The following is a 17,850-nucleotide window of genomic DNA, read 5'->3' as shown; positions in this document are numbered from 1 at the left end:
GGTCGGTGCTTGCCGAGGTCGCCTACGGTCGGTACAGCGAACGCGACCCTATTCAGGAGGCCCTTTCATGCGCAGCGAGCTGTTCTCCGCGGAGAATCTGGAGAAGGAGTCCGCGCAGCCCGGCATGCGGTTGCAGAACTCCAAGATGTTGAAGATCGAGCTCAACGGCGAGGCGATGGCCCGGGTCGGGTCGATGGTCGCCTACCAGGGGAATGTGCAGTTCCAGGCGTTGGGTTCAGGCGGGCTCGGCAAGTTCCTCAAGCAGAAGCTCACCGGCGAGGGCGTCCCGCTGATGAAGGTCACCGGGCAGGGTGACGTCTTCCTCGCCGAGCTGGCCAAGGACGTGCACATCATCGACCTGGAGCCGGGCGACGCCCTCTCCATCAACGGCAGCAGCGTGCTCGCCTTCGACTCCACCCTCCAGTACGACATCAGGATGGTCGGCGGCGCCGGGATGGCGTCCTCGTCCGGCCTCTTCAACTGTGTGTTCAGCGGCCACGGGCGGATCGCCATCACCACCAAGGGCACCCCGGTAGTGCTGAACGTGGACGCCCCGACGTACGTCGACCCCCAGGCCGCGGTCTGCTGGTCGGCCAACCTCCAGACCGGCTACCACCGGGCCGAGCAGATGGGCCTCGGCACTCTGCTCGGCCGCCGCACCGGTGAGTCGTTCACCATGAGCTTCGCCGGTCAGGGCTTCGTGGTGGTGCAGCCGTCCGAGGAGCCGCCGATCATGGGCAGTGGCCAGCAGCAGCAGGAGGGCGGTCTGCTCGGCGGCCTGCTGAGCTGACCGGAAGCGGCGCTGGGCGCACCTGATCTGTCGAGCCGGCCGCGCGGGCGCCCTCTCTCACGTGGGGGCGCTCCGCGCCGGTCAGGTCAACTCACCGGTACGCAGGCGGGTCAGCCAGGCCGCCGCGTCCGCGTAGTCGACGTCGGAGAGGCCCGCTGGCGCGGACACCGGGCGTTCGCCCGCCTCGGCCCACCGGTGCCGGGGGTAGGAGCCCAGGAAGCGGACGTCGGCACAGACCCTGCGGAGCCCCTGCAACGCCTCACCCAGGCGTACGTCGGCCACGTGGCCCGTGCAGTCCAGGAAGAAGACGTAGCGGCCCAACGCCTCGCCGGTCGGCCGGGATTCGATCCGGGTCAGGTTGACCCCACGGACGGCCAACTCCATCAGCACGGACAACAGCGCGCCGACCCGGTCGTGGGCGATGTAGACCGCGAGCGAGGTGAGGTCGTCACCGGTCGGCGGCGGTGGCGGCCCGGGGCGAGACACCAGCGCGAACCGGGTCACCGCGTCGGGATGGTCGGCGATCTTGTCGGCGAGGATGGTGAGTCGGTGCCGGGAGGCTCCGATCGGTGCGCAGATCGCCGCGTCGTACTCGCCCGTGCCGGCACCGGCGGCGGCCGCGCCGTTGGAGAGCACGTCGACCACCACGGCGTCGGGTAGGTGGTTGCGCAACCAGCCCCGGCACTGGGTGGACGCCTGTGGATGGGCCGCCACGGTGCGGATCGAGGTCAGCGGGGTGTCGGGCCGTGCGGCGAGCACGAACTGCACCGACAGGATCACCTCCCGGGTGATCACCAGCGGCTCGCCCTCGGCCATCTCGTCCAGCGTGACGCCCACCGCGCCGCCGATCGAGTTCTCCAGTGGCACCAGCGCGGCGTCGGCGTCGCCGGCGCGGACGCCGTCCAGCGCTTCTCCGACGCTGCGGGCGGGCGTTCGGGTGCCGCGCTCGGCAGCGGGTATGGAGCGCAGGGCCTGCTCGGCGAAGGTGCCCTCCGGCCCGAGGAAGACGAAACGCGTCGGCGGTGTTCCCGGCATGCCGATCAGCCTACGCACCCGGCCCGTTGGCCGGGCCGGCGTCGCAGGCGAGGGCGCGAATCCCGGCCGGGCTGGTGGCGCGTACCTCGATGGTGCAGACGTCCGTGCCGGCGGTGACCAGCGCCGGGGCACCGGGCTCGCCCCGGGTGACCACCTGGAGTTCCTCGTGCCCGGTCACCGTCAGCACTGTGAACTGCCAGTCACCGGCGCAGAGCGGCCCGGTGCGGACCTGGACCCGAACATTCGCCGGCAGCACTCCGGCCCTGCCGCGCAACAGTTGCAGCACCCGCTGGCCGGTCGGCCCGTTGCGGCAGGCCGTCGCGACCAACCCGGCGTCCGGGGTGGGCGTGACCGTACCGGGAGACGGCGCGGTGGTGGGCGGGGTGGCCGGTGCGGTGCTCGGGCCGGACGGTGTCGGGGCCGCGGTGTGGGTGGGAACGCTGGTCGGCTCCCCCAGCCCGGGTGGGGCGCCACAGCCGGCCAGCGCCGCGACGGCGAGCGCCATCGGCAGGACTCGGGCGAGGCCCCGCGCTGGAGCGCGATCGGCTGCCCGGCCAGGCGCCGCCAGTGGAGGGTGGATCGTCGACCGCGGTGAGGGGGACGCGGGCGGGGGTGGGGTGAACGGCACGGGCCGATCCTCGGGACATCGGAGAATTCGTCGCGGCCGGGGTGGCCGAGCCCATCGTAGGGTGAGCGGCCGGTCGGGTGAAGGTCAGCCGGTGACGCGATGCCCGGCGCGTTGGAGCGCGGCCGTGCCCTCGGTCAGCCGGACGGTCGGCACCAGCAGATAGTCGGTGTCGAACGTGGAGAACGTGACGGCACTGACCCGTGCCTCGGCGAGCGGGTCGACCAGCGCGGCCAGGCTGCCGGTGCCGGCCAGCGCCGCCGGGGCGGTGACCCGTAGGCAGCGCCAGGTCGTCTCCACCACGGCCTGCGCCGGCGCACGCTCGGTCGGGCAGATCACGGAGATCCCGTCGGAGGTCCAGCTCACCGTCACCACGTCCGCGCCGCGCAACCCGCTCGACAGCGCGTACGGCACTGTGGTGCCGGCGGCCAGCCGGCACACAGCGTATTCCCCCGGCAGTAGAGCGATATCGAGCATGAGGGCACCCTACGGCCTTCGTGTGGACCCACCCGGGCAACGCCGCGTGCGGCGAAGGACACACTGCGCCGCTGGTCAGACCTCGGAGAAGAAGGTGAGTGAGCCGGCGACGGTGCCGTCGGTGAGCACCGGGGTGGAGATCGCGTCAACTGTCGCGTCGGAGCTGTTCGCCGAGGCGGCCTGCACCCTGAGTAGCCCACGGGCGAGTCGGCCGGAGGAGAGCGCAAGCAGGGGCGGAATCTTGTCGATCTCGGCTTCGGTCAGCTCGCCCCGGTTGGCGGTGAAGTCGAGCAGGCGCAGCCCGCCATCGAGCAACGGTCGCCCGATCAGCCCGGCCGGCTCACCGAGACAGAGCAGCTCGCAACCGGCCGTGGAGATCGCCACCACCCGGGTGTCGGCGTCGATCAGCAGGCACGGCTCGTCGGCCCGGGAGACTGTCGACGACCATTGGCCGACGTTGTCGGACTCCGGCTCTGTCGAGGCCCGCGCCGCCGGCACGAACGCTTCCGAGAGCGAAAGTTCGACGTGGGCCACCGCGCCTCCTATGTGCACCGATCGACTGTCCACGCTAGCGGGTCGCCGACGGAATCACCGAGCGCACCGGGTCACCGGGCGCGCAGCGTGAACCGAGGCGACCGGTGACGGCGCGGAGACCGGTGAGGTGAACGGGGGGACCGGAGCCGCGTGGCGTCGCCGGTGACGTTACCGGCGGTGGGCCGGCTTGTCAGCGGCCGTTCGGCCCTCGTCGTACCACCGGTAGTCGGCGGTTGGACGGTATGTGCCGTTCAGCCAGGTGCCCGGGTGCTGTGCGACCCGGGAAAGCTTCTCGGCGGTGGCGGGGCTGATCCGGCTGCCGCCGGCCACGAGCAGCCGGTCCAGTTCCCGGTGGGTGGCCATCAGACAGTCCTTCGGAAGGCCGTAGACGCTGATCACGCCCGAACCGACGAAGGTCAGCACCGGCGTCACCGGAACGGGCAGCCCCACAGCCTCGGAGAGCGCCTTGCTGGCCCGCTTGGCGTCACGGCGGGACTCGGCCACGTACGGAGGCCGCTTGCCGTTGATCTGCACCACGTCTCCGGCGACGAGCACCCTTGCTCGGCCGTGGTCGGCGATGGTCACGGCAAACAGGCCACTCGGCCCGATGGCGAGGAACCCGGCTCGTTCGTCCTGACCGCGGTCGAGGACGTCTGTCACGTCGGTGCGCGGCCACTCGATCACGTGCCAGGCAGGCCCGAGGTGGTCGAGCTGGCCCAACGCCCGTGCCCCGGCCGCCTCCAGGCGGCGTGCACCCCGCTCGGCCCGACGGCGGCGGGCCCATTCGAGCGGTGTCGGACGGACCGGTTCGAGAACCCCCGGCGCCTCGACGCGGGGGTGTGGCACCGCGACGGGCGGCAGTGCCCGAGCGGACGGTACGGCTCGTCGTGCGGGAAAGACAGTCATCGCGACCTCCGGCAAAAGGTCCCTCGAAGTTATGTCCTCACTACCCTACGTCGCCACTACCGGTGTTCTGCAAGCCGGAGCGCCGGAGTGACTGTGGATGAATGCCATATTCATCCACAGTTCTTTTCTCGGATGCCGCTAAACCCTGCCCTACGCTGCGGGAGTGACCCACTACGTCGACAGTGAAGTCGGGCGGCTCGGCACCGTACTGCTGCACCGGCCCGGCCCCGAACTGGCCCGGCTCACCCCGCGCAACAACGACTCGCTCCTGTTCGACGCGATCCCCTGGGTGGGGCGCGCCCAGGAGGAGCACGACGCGTTCGCCGCCGCCCTGCGCGAGCGCGGCGTCGAGGTGCTCTACCTGGCCACCCTGCTGGCCGAGACGCTAGCCGTCGCTGACGCCCGGGCCGAACTCACCGAGCAGGTGCTGCGCTCCCGGCGGCTCGGTGACACGCTGCGCGCCCGCGTCGCCGACCACCTCTCCTACCTGGACCCGGCCGCGCTGGCCGACGTGCTCACCGCCGGGCTGGCCCACGAGGAGTTGCGGATCAGCTCCGAGCGACCGGGTGGGCTGGTCTACACGCTGATGGACCGACACGACTTCGTCATCGACCCGTTGCCCAACCTGCTCTTCACCCGCGACTCGTCGCTGTGGATCGGCGACCGGGTCGGTGTCACCAGCCTGGCCATGCCGGCCCGCCGCCGCGAGACCACCCTGACCGACGCCATCTACCGCCACCACCCCCGGTTCGTCGGCACCGAATTCGTCTACCGTCCCAGCCTCGAGCACCTGGAGGGTGGGGACGTGCTGCTGCTCGCGCCCGGGGTGCTGGCGGTCGGGGTGGGCGAGCGGACGACCCCGGCCGGCGCGGAACGCCTCGGTCGGCAGGTCTTCGCCGCCGGCCTGGCCCACACCATCCTTGTGGTGCCGATCGCCCAGAAGCGCGCCACCATGCACCTGGACACGGTGTGCACGATGGTCGACGTGGACGCCGTCCTGATGTACCCCAACATCGCGAGCACGTTGTCGGCGTACACGGTGATCGCCGGCGGGGACGGCGAGGACCCGCGGGTGGACGGGCCGGCGCCGTTCCTGCGGGCCGCCGCCGACGCGATGGACCTCGACCTGCTCCGGGTCATCGACACCGGGCTGGATCCGGTCACCGCGGAACGCGAGCAGTGGGACGACGGCAACAACACCCTCGCGCTGGCCCCCCGGCTCTGCGTCGGCTACGAGCGCAACACGGAGACCAACGCCCAACTGGAGCGGGCCGGCATCGAGGTGATCCCGATCGCCGGCTCCGAGTTGGGCTCCGGTCGGGGCGGACCGCGCTGCATGTCCTGCCCCATCACCCGCGACCCGCTACCCGTCGCCGGCTGAGCACGCGACCGGCCCGTCACCCTGCTGAGCGGGACGACCCCGGCTGAGCGAGACGCCGCCTGAGCCCGCCCAGGGCTGAGCGAGACGACCGCCCCGGCTCAGCGCAGGGTGAGCTGGCGGCCGAGCAGCCCCTGACGGGCCCGGCGGCCGGCGGCGTCGAGTGGGTCGGTGACGGTGAGCGCCTCGGCGTACCGCTTGGCGAACTGCGCCACCGGCTCCTCCCACTCGGCGGCCGGGGTCTCCTCCGGCAGGTCCCAGACCGGTACGAGTCGACCGTGCGCGCGGAACATGCCGGCGAACTTGGTCTGCTCGCCGAGCGTCAACGTGCCGGCCGCGCCGAGTCGGGCCAGCGCGTCCAGGGCGGCGTCCTCGTCGTCCGGCAGCACCCAGCGCACGTGGGCCTTCTCCGGGACCTGACACCAGTAGGCGGCCTTGGCCGCGGTCAGCCGGACCGTCGGGTAGATGGCCGCGTTGGCCCGCTCCAGCGACGCCTGGACGGTCGGATCGTCGGCGGCTCCGGGGTCGAGCCAGAAGTCGAAACCGTCGTGCATGGTGATGTCCAGCGGACCGTCCACGAGGATGTCCTGCAGCCGGGGCCCGGGGCCGGGCAGTGGCGGCACGCTCACCTGGCCACCCGGCTCGGCACGCAGCGCGCTGAGCAGCGCGTCGGCCAGGTCCCGCGACACGTCACCGGACTGTTGGTGGCGCTGGAGACCGATGAGCACGCGGCCGTCCGGCTTGGTGATCGCCGGGGCGGCCATGGGCAGCACCGTGGCGAGCGTCGCCGTCCGGTCGCCGAATTCCTCGACCAGGGCGGGCGCGAGGCGCAGCGGGGCGGAGGCGGCGGGCACCAACTCGCGCAGCGCGATCCACTCGGACTCGTCGACCAGCCCGTCGAACGGACGCGGCACGAAGACGTCTCGCACCTTGTCGCGACGGGGGGTGGTGTCGGCGGCGGCGCGCTGGCTCTTTCGACGCTTACTCACGGCGTCACAGCCTAGAGCCCCGGGCGGCTCGCCGTGACCGGGACCCGCCCGAGCCGTCCTCAGCTCGCCGACACCAGGTCGGGTCGAGATGTCGGCGTCGGGTCGAACTCCGCCCAGACGCGCTGGCCCATGCCGTCCTGCTCGACGCCCCAACGGGTGGCCAGGCCGGCAACGATGTGCAGCCCGCGCCCGTCCGCCGCGTCCGGGTTGGCCGTCCGCAGCCGTGGCCCGGTGCTCGCGCTGCCGCCGTCGGTGACCCGCAGCTGGATCAGGGCGCCCTCGGCCGAGGGCCGCAGCTGCCAGGCAACCCGGATCACGCCGCCGGGCAGCGGTCTGGCGTGCCGCACCGCGTTGCCCACCAGTTCAGCGAGCACCGCGATCAGGTCCGCGAGGAGCGTCGGGGGTACGACGTCGGTCAGTTCGGCGGCGAGCCGGTGTCGGGCCAGCCGTGCCCCGCCCGGGTGGTGGGGAACCACCACGCACCACGCTCGATCCCTCGTTGCCGCTGCCACCGTCGCCTCCACGTCGCGCCACCCCTGGTCAACCGCGTGGTAGCCGCACCTCTGCGACCGTACCGCCGCCGGTCCTCGGACGTAGGGATACCCATCCATTCTGCTGTTCAACGATCCGGCGGACGAGATAGAGGCCGAGCCCGGCCCCCGGGTAGCCGCGACGGTCGCCGGACTCGCCCTGCCAGAACCGGTCGAACGCCCGTTCCACGTGCTCGGGTCGGATGCCGATGCCCTGGTCGCTGACCCGGAACGCCACCAGATGGCCGTCGCCCGAGGCGGTGATCTCGATGGGAGAACCAGGCGCCGAGTATTTACCGGCGTTGGTCGTCAACTCGGTCAGCACGGTGGCCAGGCTGGGCCGGTGACCGAGCGCCTTGGGCAGATCGCTCGGGAGGCGGAGCACCAGCCGGCGGCGCAGTTCCGCCGGCAGGTCGACGACGGCGGAGCGCAGCGCCTCGCCGAGGTCGAACGGGGTGGGAGGGTCGTCGCCCGGCCCCACCTCGGCCGCCGAGCTGAGCAGACGGTCGACCAGCCGGGCCAGCTCGTTGGCACGTTGCCCGATCACCCGGGCCGCCTGCCGTCGGTCGACGTCGGTCAGCGACTCCCAGTGGTCGGTGAGGGTGTCCGCGTACCCCTTGATGACGGTGACCGGGGTGCGCAGCTCGTGGCTGGTCACCGCGACGAAAAGCTCGCGGTCGTGGTCGCGGCGCTGCTGGTCGGTGATGTCGCGGAAGGTGACCACCCGTAACGTTCCCGGGCCGGGCAGGTCGCCGGAGGTGATCCGCAGCCAGCGGCCGTCCGGCATCCGGTGGTCCCGAACCTGCCCGGAGGGCGGCAGCGGGAACGGCAGCGGACGGCTCAGCGCCTGCTCGACCGTCCGGCCGGTGACCTGGGCGGCGGCCGGGTTCCAGAGCCGGACGTGCCCGTCGCGGTCGACGACGGCCAGCCCGTCGGCGAGTGCCGCCACCACCGGGCCGTCGCCGTGCACCGGCAGGCCACTCTGGTCGCCGTACATGTGCCCGACGCAGGAGGCGAGGTAGGCGATCACCCCCTGCTGCTCGGCGCCCGGCTCGTCGTCACCCGGGTAGAGCGCGTGCAGGCTGCCGACGGTGTGACCGCCGATCTCGGCCCGGGAGACGACCATCCAGCGCAGGCCGCTGCCGGCCAGTTCGCCGGCCAACTTGCCGTTGAGGTCACTCACCCGCGCCTCGCGTACCCGTGGCCCGGAGAGCAGGCAGACGGTGTCCGGGTCGTCGGCCGCCAGTGGTCGTCCGAGGGCCCACTCCGCCGCGCCGGTCGCGGCGATGACGCGACCGCCGGTAGGACCGAACTCGACGAATGCCATCCCGGTCGCGCCGAGCGCCGGCTGGGCCACCCGAAGCAGTTGGGTGAGGACGGGCAGGCCCGCGTCCCCAGAGTTGATCATCTCGATCACGACGGTGTGGCCGGCGAGGAGAGCGGGGAAATCGATACGCTCCGGCATGTGCCGAGTCTGCCCCGCCGACCCGGTTTTGGGCACCCCCGCCCGGTCGATGGGTCAGCGGTCCAGCCGGGCGAGGGCGTACGCGGGCCGGTCGGTGATGATCCCGTCCACCCCGGCGGCCAGCACCAGCTCCAGGTCGGTCGGCTCGTTGACCGTCCAGACGTACACCTGGTTGCCGGCAGCGCGCAGTGCGGGCAGCAACTGCGGGCGGGCCCGGACCAGGCCGACGCCCGGCCCGGCGATCCGGGTGCCGAACGGCAGCCGACCCAACCGCAGCCAGCGCGGCAGCACCTCCAGCAACAGCACGGTGGGCAGCGTCGGTGCCAGCTCGCGCACCCGACGGACCGCCAGCGGGGAGAACGACATGACGGTGACCTGCACCCTGTCGTCCGGCGCGGGGTCGGCCAGCCCGTACCGGCGCAGCAGGTTGACCAGTCGCCGTTCCACGTTCGAGCCGTAGCGGGACGGGTGCTTCGTCTCCACCAGCAGTCGGACCGGTCGCCCGGCGGCGAGCACCGCGTCCAGGAGCCGGGCCAGGGTCAGCAGCCGGGTGTGTGACTCGTCCGGTGGCAGGTCGCCGTCCGGGGCGCTGCCCGGGTGCCACGAGCCGAAGTCCAGGGCGTCCAGTTCGGCGAGGGTACGCGCGCTGACCAGACCGCGACCGTTGCTGGTGCGGTCGAGTCGTCGGTCGTGCACGCAGACCAGGTGCCCGTCCCGGGTCAGCCGGACGTCGCACTCCAGGCCGTCGGCACCCTCGTCGAGGGCGCGCAGGTACGCGGCGAGGGTGTGCTCGGGTAGGTCGAACGAGGCGCCGCGGTGCGCGAAGACCAGTGGCCCGCCCATTGCGCCGGCCTCAGATGACCTGGCCGGGCTGCCCGTTCGCGTCGACCACCGGTCGGCCGACCGCAGCCCACTGACGCATCCCGCCGTCGGCGTTGCGCACCTGCTCCCAACCGTTGTTGATCAGGTAGGCGACGACCTGGGCGGAACGCCCGCCGGAACGGCAGACGACAGCCACCTCCCGGTCGGTGGGCACCTCGGCCAGCCGGGCCGGCAACTCCATCATTGGCAGGTGGTGGGCGGTGGGCGCGTGGCCGGCCGCCCACTCGTCGTCCTCCCGCACGTCCAGCAGGTAGGTCTCGTCGGCGATCTCGGTCACGGGCACGGTGGGAACCTGGGGTCCGAACACAGGAAGCAACACTAGATCCTCATGGCCCGGTTCGGCACCGACCGGGCCGTCGGCACCGTCACAACCGGGTCACCCAGCGAGGGTTGGCCTGCGCCCAGGCCGGCACCCGGGTACCGCGGAGCGCCTCGAAGAGCCCGTTGCCGCCGTTGTCCAGCACCACGTACGAGACCTCGTCGATGGTCTGCGGCGAGGAAGGCACCTGGACGCCACGCATCCCGTCGGGCGGCAGCGCGCGCAGCGCGAGGAGTAGGTCCTCCAGGGGTACGCCGTTGGTGTCGACGGTCAACGAGCCGCCGACCGCCCGGAGCACCTGGTCGAGTTTGACGGGGTTGCTCCGCAGGTCCGCCCTGCCGGCGCTGTCCAACATCGCCCGGAGCAGCTGCTGCTGGTGGTGCTGCCGGTCGTAGTCGCCGCCGGGCAGGTCGTAGCGCTGTCGGACGTAGTCAAGCGCCTGCGCGCCGTCCATCTGGTGGCAGCCGGTGGGGAAGACCCGGTTGGTGTGGATCGAGCGGACCTCGGTGTCCACGCACATCTCCACCCCGCCGAGCAGGTCGATGACCTTCCGGAAGCCGGAGAAGTCGATCAGCGCGGCGCCGTCGAACCGGATGCCGGTGAGCCGGTGCAGGGTGGCGGAGAGCAGTTGGGCGCCGGCCTGCCCGCCGCCGCCGTGTTCGTACGCGGCATTGATCTTGTCTTGACCGCCGCCGAAGCCGTTTGCGGGCGGGATGGCGACCAGCAGGTCCCGGGGGATGGAGACCAGGTACGCCTCCCGCTGCCCGGCGGGGACGTGCACGATGAGGATGGAGTCCGAGCGTTGGTCGGGGCCGCTGCCGCCCGGACGCCGGTCGGAGCCGACCAGGAGGTAGTTGAGCGGCCCGTCCAGGTCGGTGCGCTCGGTGCGGGCGTCGGCGTCGAGCAGTTGCTCCTTGGTCACCGTGCGGTCGTAGCGGTGGCTGAGCGTCTTGAGCCCGGCCACGGCGAGCCCCGCCAGCAGGACGAGAGCCAGGCCGATGCCGAGCAGGATCCGCGGCCAACGGGCGCGAGGCGACCGGTCGGACGGGGCCGCCCCGGCCCGGTCCGCTGCGTTCCGTCCCCACCTGGACGTGACCGCCTCCCCGCAGCCGATACGTGAAACCTGTTCACGTCAGACTACGGGCGGTGAGGGGGCCGTCGCTGACTTTCCGCGACTCCCGGCCTCACTTGCGGCTGGAGATCACCTCGGGGTGGGTGAAGACGAACTCGGCGAGTTTGTCCTGCTTGACGGCCTGGAACATCGCCATCGTCTCTTCGCTCAAGCCCTCGGTGTTGTTGTTGTTGGCGTGGAAGGTGCCGTTGTTGGTCTTGAGCATGGTCAGCTCGTTGCCGGTGACCCCGCGCATGGTGAAGATGAAGTCCTCGATCGGCACGCCGCCGGTGTCCAGCACGAACGCCTTGCCCGCCGCCTTGATCAGGTTGTTCATCTTGGCCGGGTTGGACAACATCCCGCCCTCGGTGGCCTTCTTCGCCATCGCCTTGATCAGCTGCTGCTGGTTGGCCTGCCGGTCGTAGTCGCCGTTCTTGAGGGACTTGCGCTGCCGGGAGTAGTCGAGCGCAGCCCAACCCTCCATCTCCTGGCAGCCCTTCTTGTGCACCACAGGGGTCCGCTGCTTGCCGGTCTTCTTGGCGTCCGCGTTCCACATCGGCTTGCCGTCGACGTACGACATGTGCAGCGACTTGACCTCCTGGCTGACACAGATCCGCACAGTGCCCAGGGTGTCGATGACGTTCTTGAAGCCGCCGAAGTTGATGATCGCCGCGCCGTCGAAGCTGATCCCGGTGAGCCGCTTGATCGTCTGGGCCATCAGCTGGGCGCCACCCTCCCAGCCGCCACCATTTGCGGCACCGGCCTGGAACGCGGCGTTGATCTTTCCGGAGCCGCCGCCGTAGCCGTTCTTCTTGAACGCGGGGATCTGCGCCTCGGTGTCCCGGGGGATCGAGATCAGGTACGCCTGGTCGTGCGTGGCCGGAATGTGCAGGATGATGATGCTGTCCGAGCGGACGTCGTCGGCGGCCCAGCGCTCCCGCGCGTCCACGCCGAGCAGCAGCATGTCGATCGGGCCGTCCAGGCTCGCACCGCCCTCGGCGTCGGACTTGCCGGCATCACCCAGCAGGTTGCCCTTCGCGATGCCGCCGGTCGCCTGCCCGATCAACGCCTTGCTGCCGACGATGGCCACCCCGCTGCTCAGCATCAGCACGGCACCGAAGACAACTGTCAGCCTGGCCCAGAGTGGGTCCTTGCGCTTGGTCCGCTTCTTCGACCCACCGCCACCCGGGCGGTCGCCGCCACCGCCGCCACCGCCGCTGCCGGGCGGACGCGAGCCCGGCCCGCCCCCCGAGGGGCGTGCCTGCGCGGGTATGGCCGCAGCGACTCGACCGCTGGGGGCGGCGGACCCGGAGGAAGAAGGGCGACGACTGGCCTGAACCGGCATGCGTGCTCCAGCTCGTGATCAGGAGGGGGCGGCACCACTGTACGTACATCAAATCGACTTGGCGAGTTCATCCCGGGTCAATCTGGACGTCGAATTTCGCAGACTCGGTCGATCGTCGTTGCTCGATGACCCGAACGGCTGGTGCCAGCCGGGCCGCGGTCAGCCGCCGTCGTTGCTCTTCGGCGGGTTCGCCTTGACCCAGTCGGCCATCGTGTCCGCGGACATGGCCTTGTACATCGCGAGTGCCTTCTCCCGGTCCGACACCACCACCGACTCGCCGTTGATGGTGTCGCTGCCCGAGTTCGGGCTGGTCACAAAGGTGAGGTTCTGGCCGCGCAGGTTACGGAACTGCAGCGCCATGTCTGTAACCGAGAAAGTCTGGTCGACGGTTACGGCCGCGGTCACCGACTTGAGGAAATCATTGAGCTTCTTCGGGTTCGCCAGCGTGCCGGTGCTGGCCGCCTTGTCCATCAGTGCCCGAAGGAACTCCTGCTGGTGCCGCATCCGGGCGAAGTCCCCGTCCGGGAACTGCTTGCGCTGCCGGATCCAGTCCAGCGCCTCCGCGCCGTCCATGTGGTTGGTGCCCTTGGTGAAGGTCCGGTACGGCTTGTGGATCGAGGTGATGGTGCGCTCCACCTTCAGATCCACCCCGCCGAGAGCGTCGGTGACCTCCTTGAAACCGCCGAAGTCGATCGCCATCACGTGGTCGATCCGCACGTCGGTGAAGCACTCCACGGTGCGTACCGCCAGCGGAAGCCCACCGAACGCGAACGCTGCGTTGATCTTCGCGCGCGAACCGGAGCCGCAGTCCGCGCCGGCGCTCTGCGGGATCGGCACGTACAGGTCCCGGGGGATGGAGACCAGGTAGGCCTCCTGGTGGTCGGCCGGGATGTGCATGACGATGATCGTGTCGGCGCGCCACTGACTCTTGCTGTCGACAGGCGCGTCCGGGTCCCGTGAGTCGCTGCCCACCAGCAGGATGTTCAGCGCGCCATCGACGGTCTTGGCGGGCCGGCCACCGGTGATCTCCGCGAACGGGTCGGTGCGAGCCAGGTCACTGTTGAGGTTGCGCGCGTACAACCAGGCGCCGACGCTGCCGAGCAGCGCCAACACCAGCACCGCGGCCCCGGCCACCAGGGCGATCCGACCCCAGCGCGGTCGCGGGCCGCGCCGCCCCGATCCGCCGGTGCCACCCGGGCCGCCGGGCCCGGTGGGCCCCGCCGGGCCGCCGGAGCGAGGCTGCTCCTCGTCGTACGACGGGTAGAAGCGCGCCTCGGTCGGACGGGCACGCCCGGAGGCGCCCCGATCGGGGCCGGGCACCGACGCGCGCCCGGCGCTGCGGTGCAGGTACGGATGCGGGACGCCGGCTGACGAGGTCGCGGACATGTAACTCAGGGTACGTAGCGGGAGCCACTGCCGCCTTCAGGCGACACTCAGCGGCAGGCGGTACGCGAAGATCTGGTTACCCTAGCCGCGACCGGAAGTACTCGATCGTGCGTCGCAGGCCATCTTCGGGCGCTACCGACGGCTCGTATCCGAGCAGTTCACGAGCGAGCGTGAGATCCGGTCGGCGCATCTCCGGGTCATCCGAGCTGCGGGTGACATAGGTCACCTTCGAGGTGCTGTCGGAGAGCGACACGATCAACTCGGCGAGTTGCCGCATGGTCAGCTCGTGCTCGGTGCCACAGTTGACCGGGCCGGTCTCGGTCGAGTCGAGCAGCAGCAGGATGCCGCGCACCAGATCCTCGACGAAGCAGATGGACCGGGTCTGGTTGCCAGTGCCGTGCACGGTGATCGGCTCGCCGCGCAGCGCCTGGGAGATGAAGGTGGGGATGGCGCGGCCGTCGTCCGGGCGCATCCGCGGGCCGTACGTGTTGAAGATCCGGACGATCGCCGCGTCGAGCCCGCGGTAGCGGTGGTACGCCATCGTGGCGGCCTCGGAGAAGCGCTTGGCCTCGTCGTAGACGCTGCGGACCCCGATCGGGTTGACGTTGCCCCAGTACGTTTCCCGCTGCGGGTGCTCCTTCGGGTCTCCGTACGCCTCGGAGGTGGACGCCATCAGGAACCGGGCGCCGTCGGCGGCCGCGCGCTCCAGCAGGTGCAGGGTGCCGACCGAGCCGACCCGGAGGATCTCCACAGGCAACTGGGCGAAGTCGGTGGGGCTGGCCGGCGAGGCCATGTGCAGGATCGCGTCGAACCGCTCGGCCAGCGCCGGGTGGTGGGTCGGCAGACCGTCGGAGATGTCCGCTTCGACGAGGGTGAAGGTCGGTCGGTCCAGCAGGTGGGCGACGTTCTCCTTGGAGCCGGTCACGAAGTTGTCCAGCGCCACCACAGTGCAGCCTCGGGCGATCAGCGAGTCCACCAGGTGCGACGGGACGAAGCCAGCTCCGCCGGTGACGAGGACGCGGTGACCGGACCCAAAGCGCTCAGCAACCTTCATGCGGCTCAGCCTACCGACCGCCCAATTAGCGGAAGGGGTCCCCTGTTGACGTCGTCCGTCAACCGGGGACCCCTCGACAGGTGCCGCGATCAGTGGGCGCCAGAGCCGGTGAGGGCGCGCACCTCCAGCTCCGCGTACTTCTCCTCGTCGTGCTCCTTGGAGATGACGGTGCCGATCCATCCGCAGAGGAAACCGAACGGGATGGAGAGGATGCCCGGGTTGGACAGCGGGAACCACTGCCAGTCGTGGTCCGGGAACATCGAGGTCGCCGCACCGGAGACCACCGGCGAGAAGAACACCAGCAGCACGGCCGAGATCAGCCCGCCGTAGATCGCCCACACCGCGCCGGAGGTGTTGAACCGCCGCCAGAAGAGGCTGTAGAGGATCGCGGGCAGGTTGCCCGAGGCGGCGACCGCGAAGGCCAGCGCCACCAGGAACGCCACGTTGAGGTTCTGCGCGTAGATCGACAGGGCGATCGACACCGCGCCGATCCCCAGGGCGGAGATCCGGGCGACCCGCACTTCCTGCCGCTCCGACGCCTCACCCTTCTTCAGCACGTTCGCGTAGAAGTCGTGCGCCAGGCTGGACGACGAGGCCAACGTCAACCCGGCGACCACCGCGAGGATGGTGGCGAAGGCGACCGCCGCGATGATCGCCAGCAGAGCTGCCCCGCCCAGTTCACCGCCGAAGAAGTCGATGCCGAGCGCCTCGGCCAACTGCGGCGCGGCGGTGTTGCCGGCCTTGTCCTGCGCCGTGATCGCCTGGCTGCCGACCAGCGCCGCCGCACCGAAGCCGAGGGCCAGGGTGAGCAGGTAGAAGGTGCCGATGATGCCGATCGCCCAGAGCACGCTCTTACGGGCCGCCTTCGCGGTCGGCACCGTGTAGAAGCGGATCAGGATGTGCGGCAGACCGGCGGTGCCGAGCACCAGGGCGATGCCCAGGGACAGCAGGTCGACCTTGTTGTAGAACGTCTGCGTCGAGTTGCCGGCGACCTCGACGCCGTACCTCAGCCCGGGTTCGAGGAACGCGCTGCCCTTGCCGGACGCGGCGGCCGCCTGGCCGAGCAGCTCCGACAGGTTGAAGTTGAACTTCGCCAGCACCAGGATGGTCATCAACAGCGCGCCGCCCATGAGCAGGAACGCCTTGACGATCTGCACGTAGGTGGTGCCCTTCATGCCACCCACGGTCACGTAGATGATCATCAGCGTGCCGACCATGATGATGGTGGCCACCTTGGCGGTGTCCGCGTCCATGCCGAGGAAGGTCGTCCCCGGCCGGATGCCGAGCAGCAGCGCGACCAGCGCGCCCGCGCCAACCATCTGGGCGAGCAGGTAGAAGATCGACACCGTGATGGTGGAGACCGCCGCCGCCGTACGCACCGGACGCTGACGCATCCGGAAGGCCAGCACGTCCGCCATCGTGTACCGGCCCGAGTTCCGCAGCAGCTCCGCGACCAGCAGCAGGGCCACCAGCCAGGCGACCAGGAAGCCGATCGAGTAGAGGAAGCCGTCGTAGCCGTACAGCGCGATGATGCCGGCGATGCCGAGGAACGAGGCGGCCGACATGTAGTCGCCGCCGATCGCCATGCCGTTCTGGAAGCCGGAGAAGGATCGGCCGCCCGCGTAGAAGTCCGTCGCCGTCTTGGTCTGCCGGCTGGCCCAGATGGTGATGCCCAGGGTCACCGCCACGAAGACCAGGAAGAGCGTGATGGTCAGGTTGCGGGCGGTGTGATCGCCCGCCTCAGCCGCGAGGAACGTCTCAACCGCGTGAACCGTCTTCACGGGTCACCTCCCCGATCTCGGCGCGGATCCGGTCCGCGATGGGGTCGATCTTCCGGTCCGCGTACCGGGAGTAGAGCCAGGCGATCAGGAACGTGGAGACGAACTGGAGCAGGCCGAAGACCAGTGCGACGTTGATGTTGCTGCCGAACAGCTTCGTGCCCATGAAGTCCCGGGCGTACGCGGAGAGAATGACGTAGAGCGCATACCACAGGAAGAACGCGACGGTCATCGGGAAGACGAAGCCGCGCAGCGCACGCCGCAGCCCGGCGAACTCGTCCGACCGTTGTACGGCCAGGTACTTGTCCGACTGGGAAGCGGCCGGAGCGGGTGTGTCCGTGGACATCTGTGGATCACCACCTTCACAGGCGTCAGAGGAGTTTCGCGCACCGTAAAGAGCGCACTCCCCGCCAGGGAAGGCTGAGATCGACGCCGGTCGGCGAGTGCGCCGAGCGGTTGACTGGCTGCGCCAAGTGACTCAGGTCACTGCGGTGATCGGTCGCCCCTGGCGGGGCGTCCGTTCAGCTCGGCAGCTCGTGGTAGCGACCTCGGTAGTGCAGGAGCGGAGTGGCCTCGTCGGCCAGGTCGACCGCCTCGATCGTGGCCTCGACCAGCAGGCCCCAGCCGTACTCCCGGGCGGTGTCCAGCCGGCACCCGGCCCAGCCGCCGGCATCCGTCGGAACCGGTCCGTACGGCGTCTCGTTCCATCCGCCGGTGGCGAAGAGCCCGCCCGGGGCGGGGAAGAGGCCGGCGAACCGGTCGGCGAGTTGCCGGTGCGGCGGGCCGAGCGGCGTGACAGCGAACCGCCCCGACTCCTCGACGGCCGCCCAGAGGTCGGACTCCGGGTCGATCAGCCCGAGCAGCCGGTCCGGTTCCCCCTCGGCCACCAGGGTGGACGAGACGGTCAGCCCGGCCGGGCCGGGCGCCGTCCAGAGGGTCACCGGTGCGGCGAGGCGACCACGCAGCCGGCGTACCGGCGACCGTTGCCCGGTCGGCACCGCGAACGGATCGGTGTGGTGGATCTCGGCACCCGGCTCATGATTCACGTGAAACATTGTGCCGCCCCGACCCCTCGCCCAACCAAGGAAGCGCTCGTGCAGATCGGCGGGTCGTCCGCCGAGCCGGGCGAGCTGATCACCGGCCTCCGCCATCATCGTGGCCAGGTAGACCAGCAGCCCGGCTCACCAGCCGGGCCCGGCCTTCGCGATCGGCCGACCCCGTACGGTGGTCGAAGGGTCTCTCCGGT

Annotated in this window: 19 protein-coding genes; 2 read left to right on the top strand and 17 right to left on the bottom strand. The window is 70.7% G+C overall.

Going from position 1 to position 17,850, the window contains the following annotated elements:
- Positions 1-67: 67 nt before the first annotated feature.
- On the top strand, positions 68-790 hold the full coding sequence (locus NIE111_RS29840; RefSeq protein ID WP_238687577.1) for an AIM24 family protein: 723 nt from the start codon (positions 68-70) through the stop codon (positions 788-790).
- A gap of 81 nt (positions 791-871) precedes the next feature.
- On the opposite strand, the gene pheA is transcribed toward NIE111_RS29840, so the two are convergent.
- The 5 genes from pheA to NIE111_RS29815 all read right to left on the bottom strand — a co-directional run bounded on the left by pheA (position 872) and on the right by NIE111_RS29815 (position 4,367).
- Entirely contained in the window at positions 872-1,825 is a 954-nt protein-coding gene (pheA, locus tag NIE111_RS29835) for a prephenate dehydratase (RefSeq protein WP_238687576.1), read from the bottom strand.
- 10 nt (positions 1,826-1,835) lie between these two features.
- Positions 1,836-2,330 carry a hypothetical protein gene (locus NIE111_RS29830; RefSeq protein WP_238687575.1) on the bottom strand — a complete coding sequence of 165 codons (495 nt, stop codon included), beginning with the start codon at positions 2,328-2,330 and terminating at the stop codon, positions 1,836-1,838.
- Between the two features lie 207 nt (positions 2,331-2,537).
- The gene (locus NIE111_RS29825) at positions 2,538-2,927 is read right to left on the bottom strand and encodes an ACT domain-containing protein (RefSeq protein ID WP_238687574.1); all 390 of its coding nucleotides are present in this window, start codon (positions 2,925-2,927) and stop codon (positions 2,538-2,540) included.
- Between the two features lie 75 nt (positions 2,928-3,002).
- Complete coding sequence (locus NIE111_RS29820; protein WP_112583869.1) at positions 3,003-3,461, bottom strand: hypothetical protein; 459 nt, start codon at positions 3,459-3,461, stop codon at positions 3,003-3,005.
- A gap of 168 nt (positions 3,462-3,629) precedes the next feature.
- The gene (locus tag NIE111_RS29815) at positions 3,630-4,367 is read right to left on the bottom strand and encodes a hypothetical protein (RefSeq protein WP_112583868.1); all 738 of its coding nucleotides are present in this window, start codon (positions 4,365-4,367) and stop codon (positions 3,630-3,632) included.
- 163 nt (positions 4,368-4,530) lie between these two features.
- On the opposite strand from NIE111_RS29815, the gene NIE111_RS29810 reads away from it, so the two are divergent.
- Complete coding sequence (locus tag NIE111_RS29810; protein WP_238687573.1) at positions 4,531-5,748, top strand: arginine deiminase; 1,218 nt, start codon at positions 4,531-4,533, stop codon at positions 5,746-5,748.
- A 98-nt stretch (positions 5,749-5,846) separates the two neighbouring features.
- Here the strand turns inward: NIE111_RS29810 and NIE111_RS29805 are convergent, their stop codons facing one another.
- The 12 genes from NIE111_RS29805 to NIE111_RS29750 all read right to left on the bottom strand — a co-directional run bounded on the left by NIE111_RS29805 (position 5,847) and on the right by NIE111_RS29750 (position 17,758).
- Positions 5,847-6,734 (bottom strand): DUF5926 family protein, encoded by an 888-nt coding sequence (locus NIE111_RS29805; protein WP_238687572.1) that lies wholly within the window; start codon positions 6,732-6,734, stop codon positions 5,847-5,849.
- A 59-nt stretch (positions 6,735-6,793) separates the two neighbouring features.
- Entirely contained in the window at positions 6,794-7,213 is a 420-nt protein-coding gene (locus tag NIE111_RS29800) for an ATP-binding protein (protein ID WP_238687571.1), read from the bottom strand.
- A gap of 61 nt (positions 7,214-7,274) precedes the next feature.
- The gene (locus NIE111_RS29795) at positions 7,275-8,729 is read right to left on the bottom strand and encodes a PAS domain-containing sensor histidine kinase (protein WP_238687570.1); all 1,455 of its coding nucleotides are present in this window, start codon (positions 8,727-8,729) and stop codon (positions 7,275-7,277) included.
- Positions 8,730-8,783: 54 nt separating this feature from the next.
- Positions 8,784-9,572 carry a glycerophosphodiester phosphodiesterase gene (locus tag NIE111_RS29790; RefSeq protein WP_238687569.1) on the bottom strand — a complete coding sequence of 263 codons (789 nt, stop codon included), beginning with the start codon at positions 9,570-9,572 and terminating at the stop codon, positions 8,784-8,786.
- 10 nt (positions 9,573-9,582) lie between these two features.
- Complete coding sequence (locus NIE111_RS29785) at positions 9,583-9,918, bottom strand: rhodanese-like domain-containing protein (protein WP_030487745.1); 336 nt, start codon at positions 9,916-9,918, stop codon at positions 9,583-9,585.
- 58 nt (positions 9,919-9,976) lie between these two features.
- The gene (locus NIE111_RS29780) at positions 9,977-10,894 is read right to left on the bottom strand and encodes an LCP family protein (protein WP_238687568.1); all 918 of its coding nucleotides are present in this window, start codon (positions 10,892-10,894) and stop codon (positions 9,977-9,979) included.
- Positions 10,895-11,114: 220 nt separating this feature from the next.
- A complete protein-coding gene (locus NIE111_RS29775) occupies positions 11,115-12,146 on the bottom strand; it encodes an LCP family protein (protein ID WP_238687697.1) in 1,032 nt (343 codons plus the stop codon).
- A 399-nt stretch (positions 12,147-12,545) separates the two neighbouring features.
- Positions 12,546-13,772 carry an LCP family protein gene (locus tag NIE111_RS29770; RefSeq protein WP_238687567.1) on the bottom strand — a complete coding sequence of 409 codons (1,227 nt, stop codon included), beginning with the start codon at positions 13,770-13,772 and terminating at the stop codon, positions 12,546-12,548.
- A 76-nt stretch (positions 13,773-13,848) separates the two neighbouring features.
- Complete coding sequence (locus NIE111_RS29765; RefSeq protein ID WP_238687566.1) at positions 13,849-14,826, bottom strand: NAD-dependent epimerase/dehydratase family protein; 978 nt, start codon at positions 14,824-14,826, stop codon at positions 13,849-13,851.
- Positions 14,827-14,915: 89 nt separating this feature from the next.
- A complete protein-coding gene (locus NIE111_RS29760; protein ID WP_238687565.1) occupies positions 14,916-16,607 on the bottom strand; it encodes a monocarboxylic acid transporter in 1,692 nt (563 codons plus the stop codon).
- Complete coding sequence (locus NIE111_RS29755) at positions 16,585-16,950, bottom strand: DUF485 domain-containing protein (protein WP_088950720.1); 366 nt, start codon at positions 16,948-16,950, stop codon at positions 16,585-16,587. The genes NIE111_RS29760 and NIE111_RS29755 overlap by 23 nt, the downstream gene beginning before the upstream one ends.
- 175 nt (positions 16,951-17,125) lie before the next feature.
- Complete coding sequence (locus tag NIE111_RS29750) at positions 17,126-17,758, bottom strand: flavin reductase family protein (protein WP_238687564.1); 633 nt, start codon at positions 17,756-17,758, stop codon at positions 17,126-17,128.
- Positions 17,759-17,850 lie beyond the last annotated feature (92 nt).

The sequence above is a fragment of the Micromonospora hortensis genome (genome assembly GCF_022230935.1).
In the GTDB taxonomy this organism is placed as follows: Bacteria; Actinomycetota; Actinomycetes; order Mycobacteriales; family Micromonosporaceae; genus Micromonospora; species Micromonospora hortensis.
This window is presented reverse-complemented; position numbering and strand designations above follow the sequence as displayed.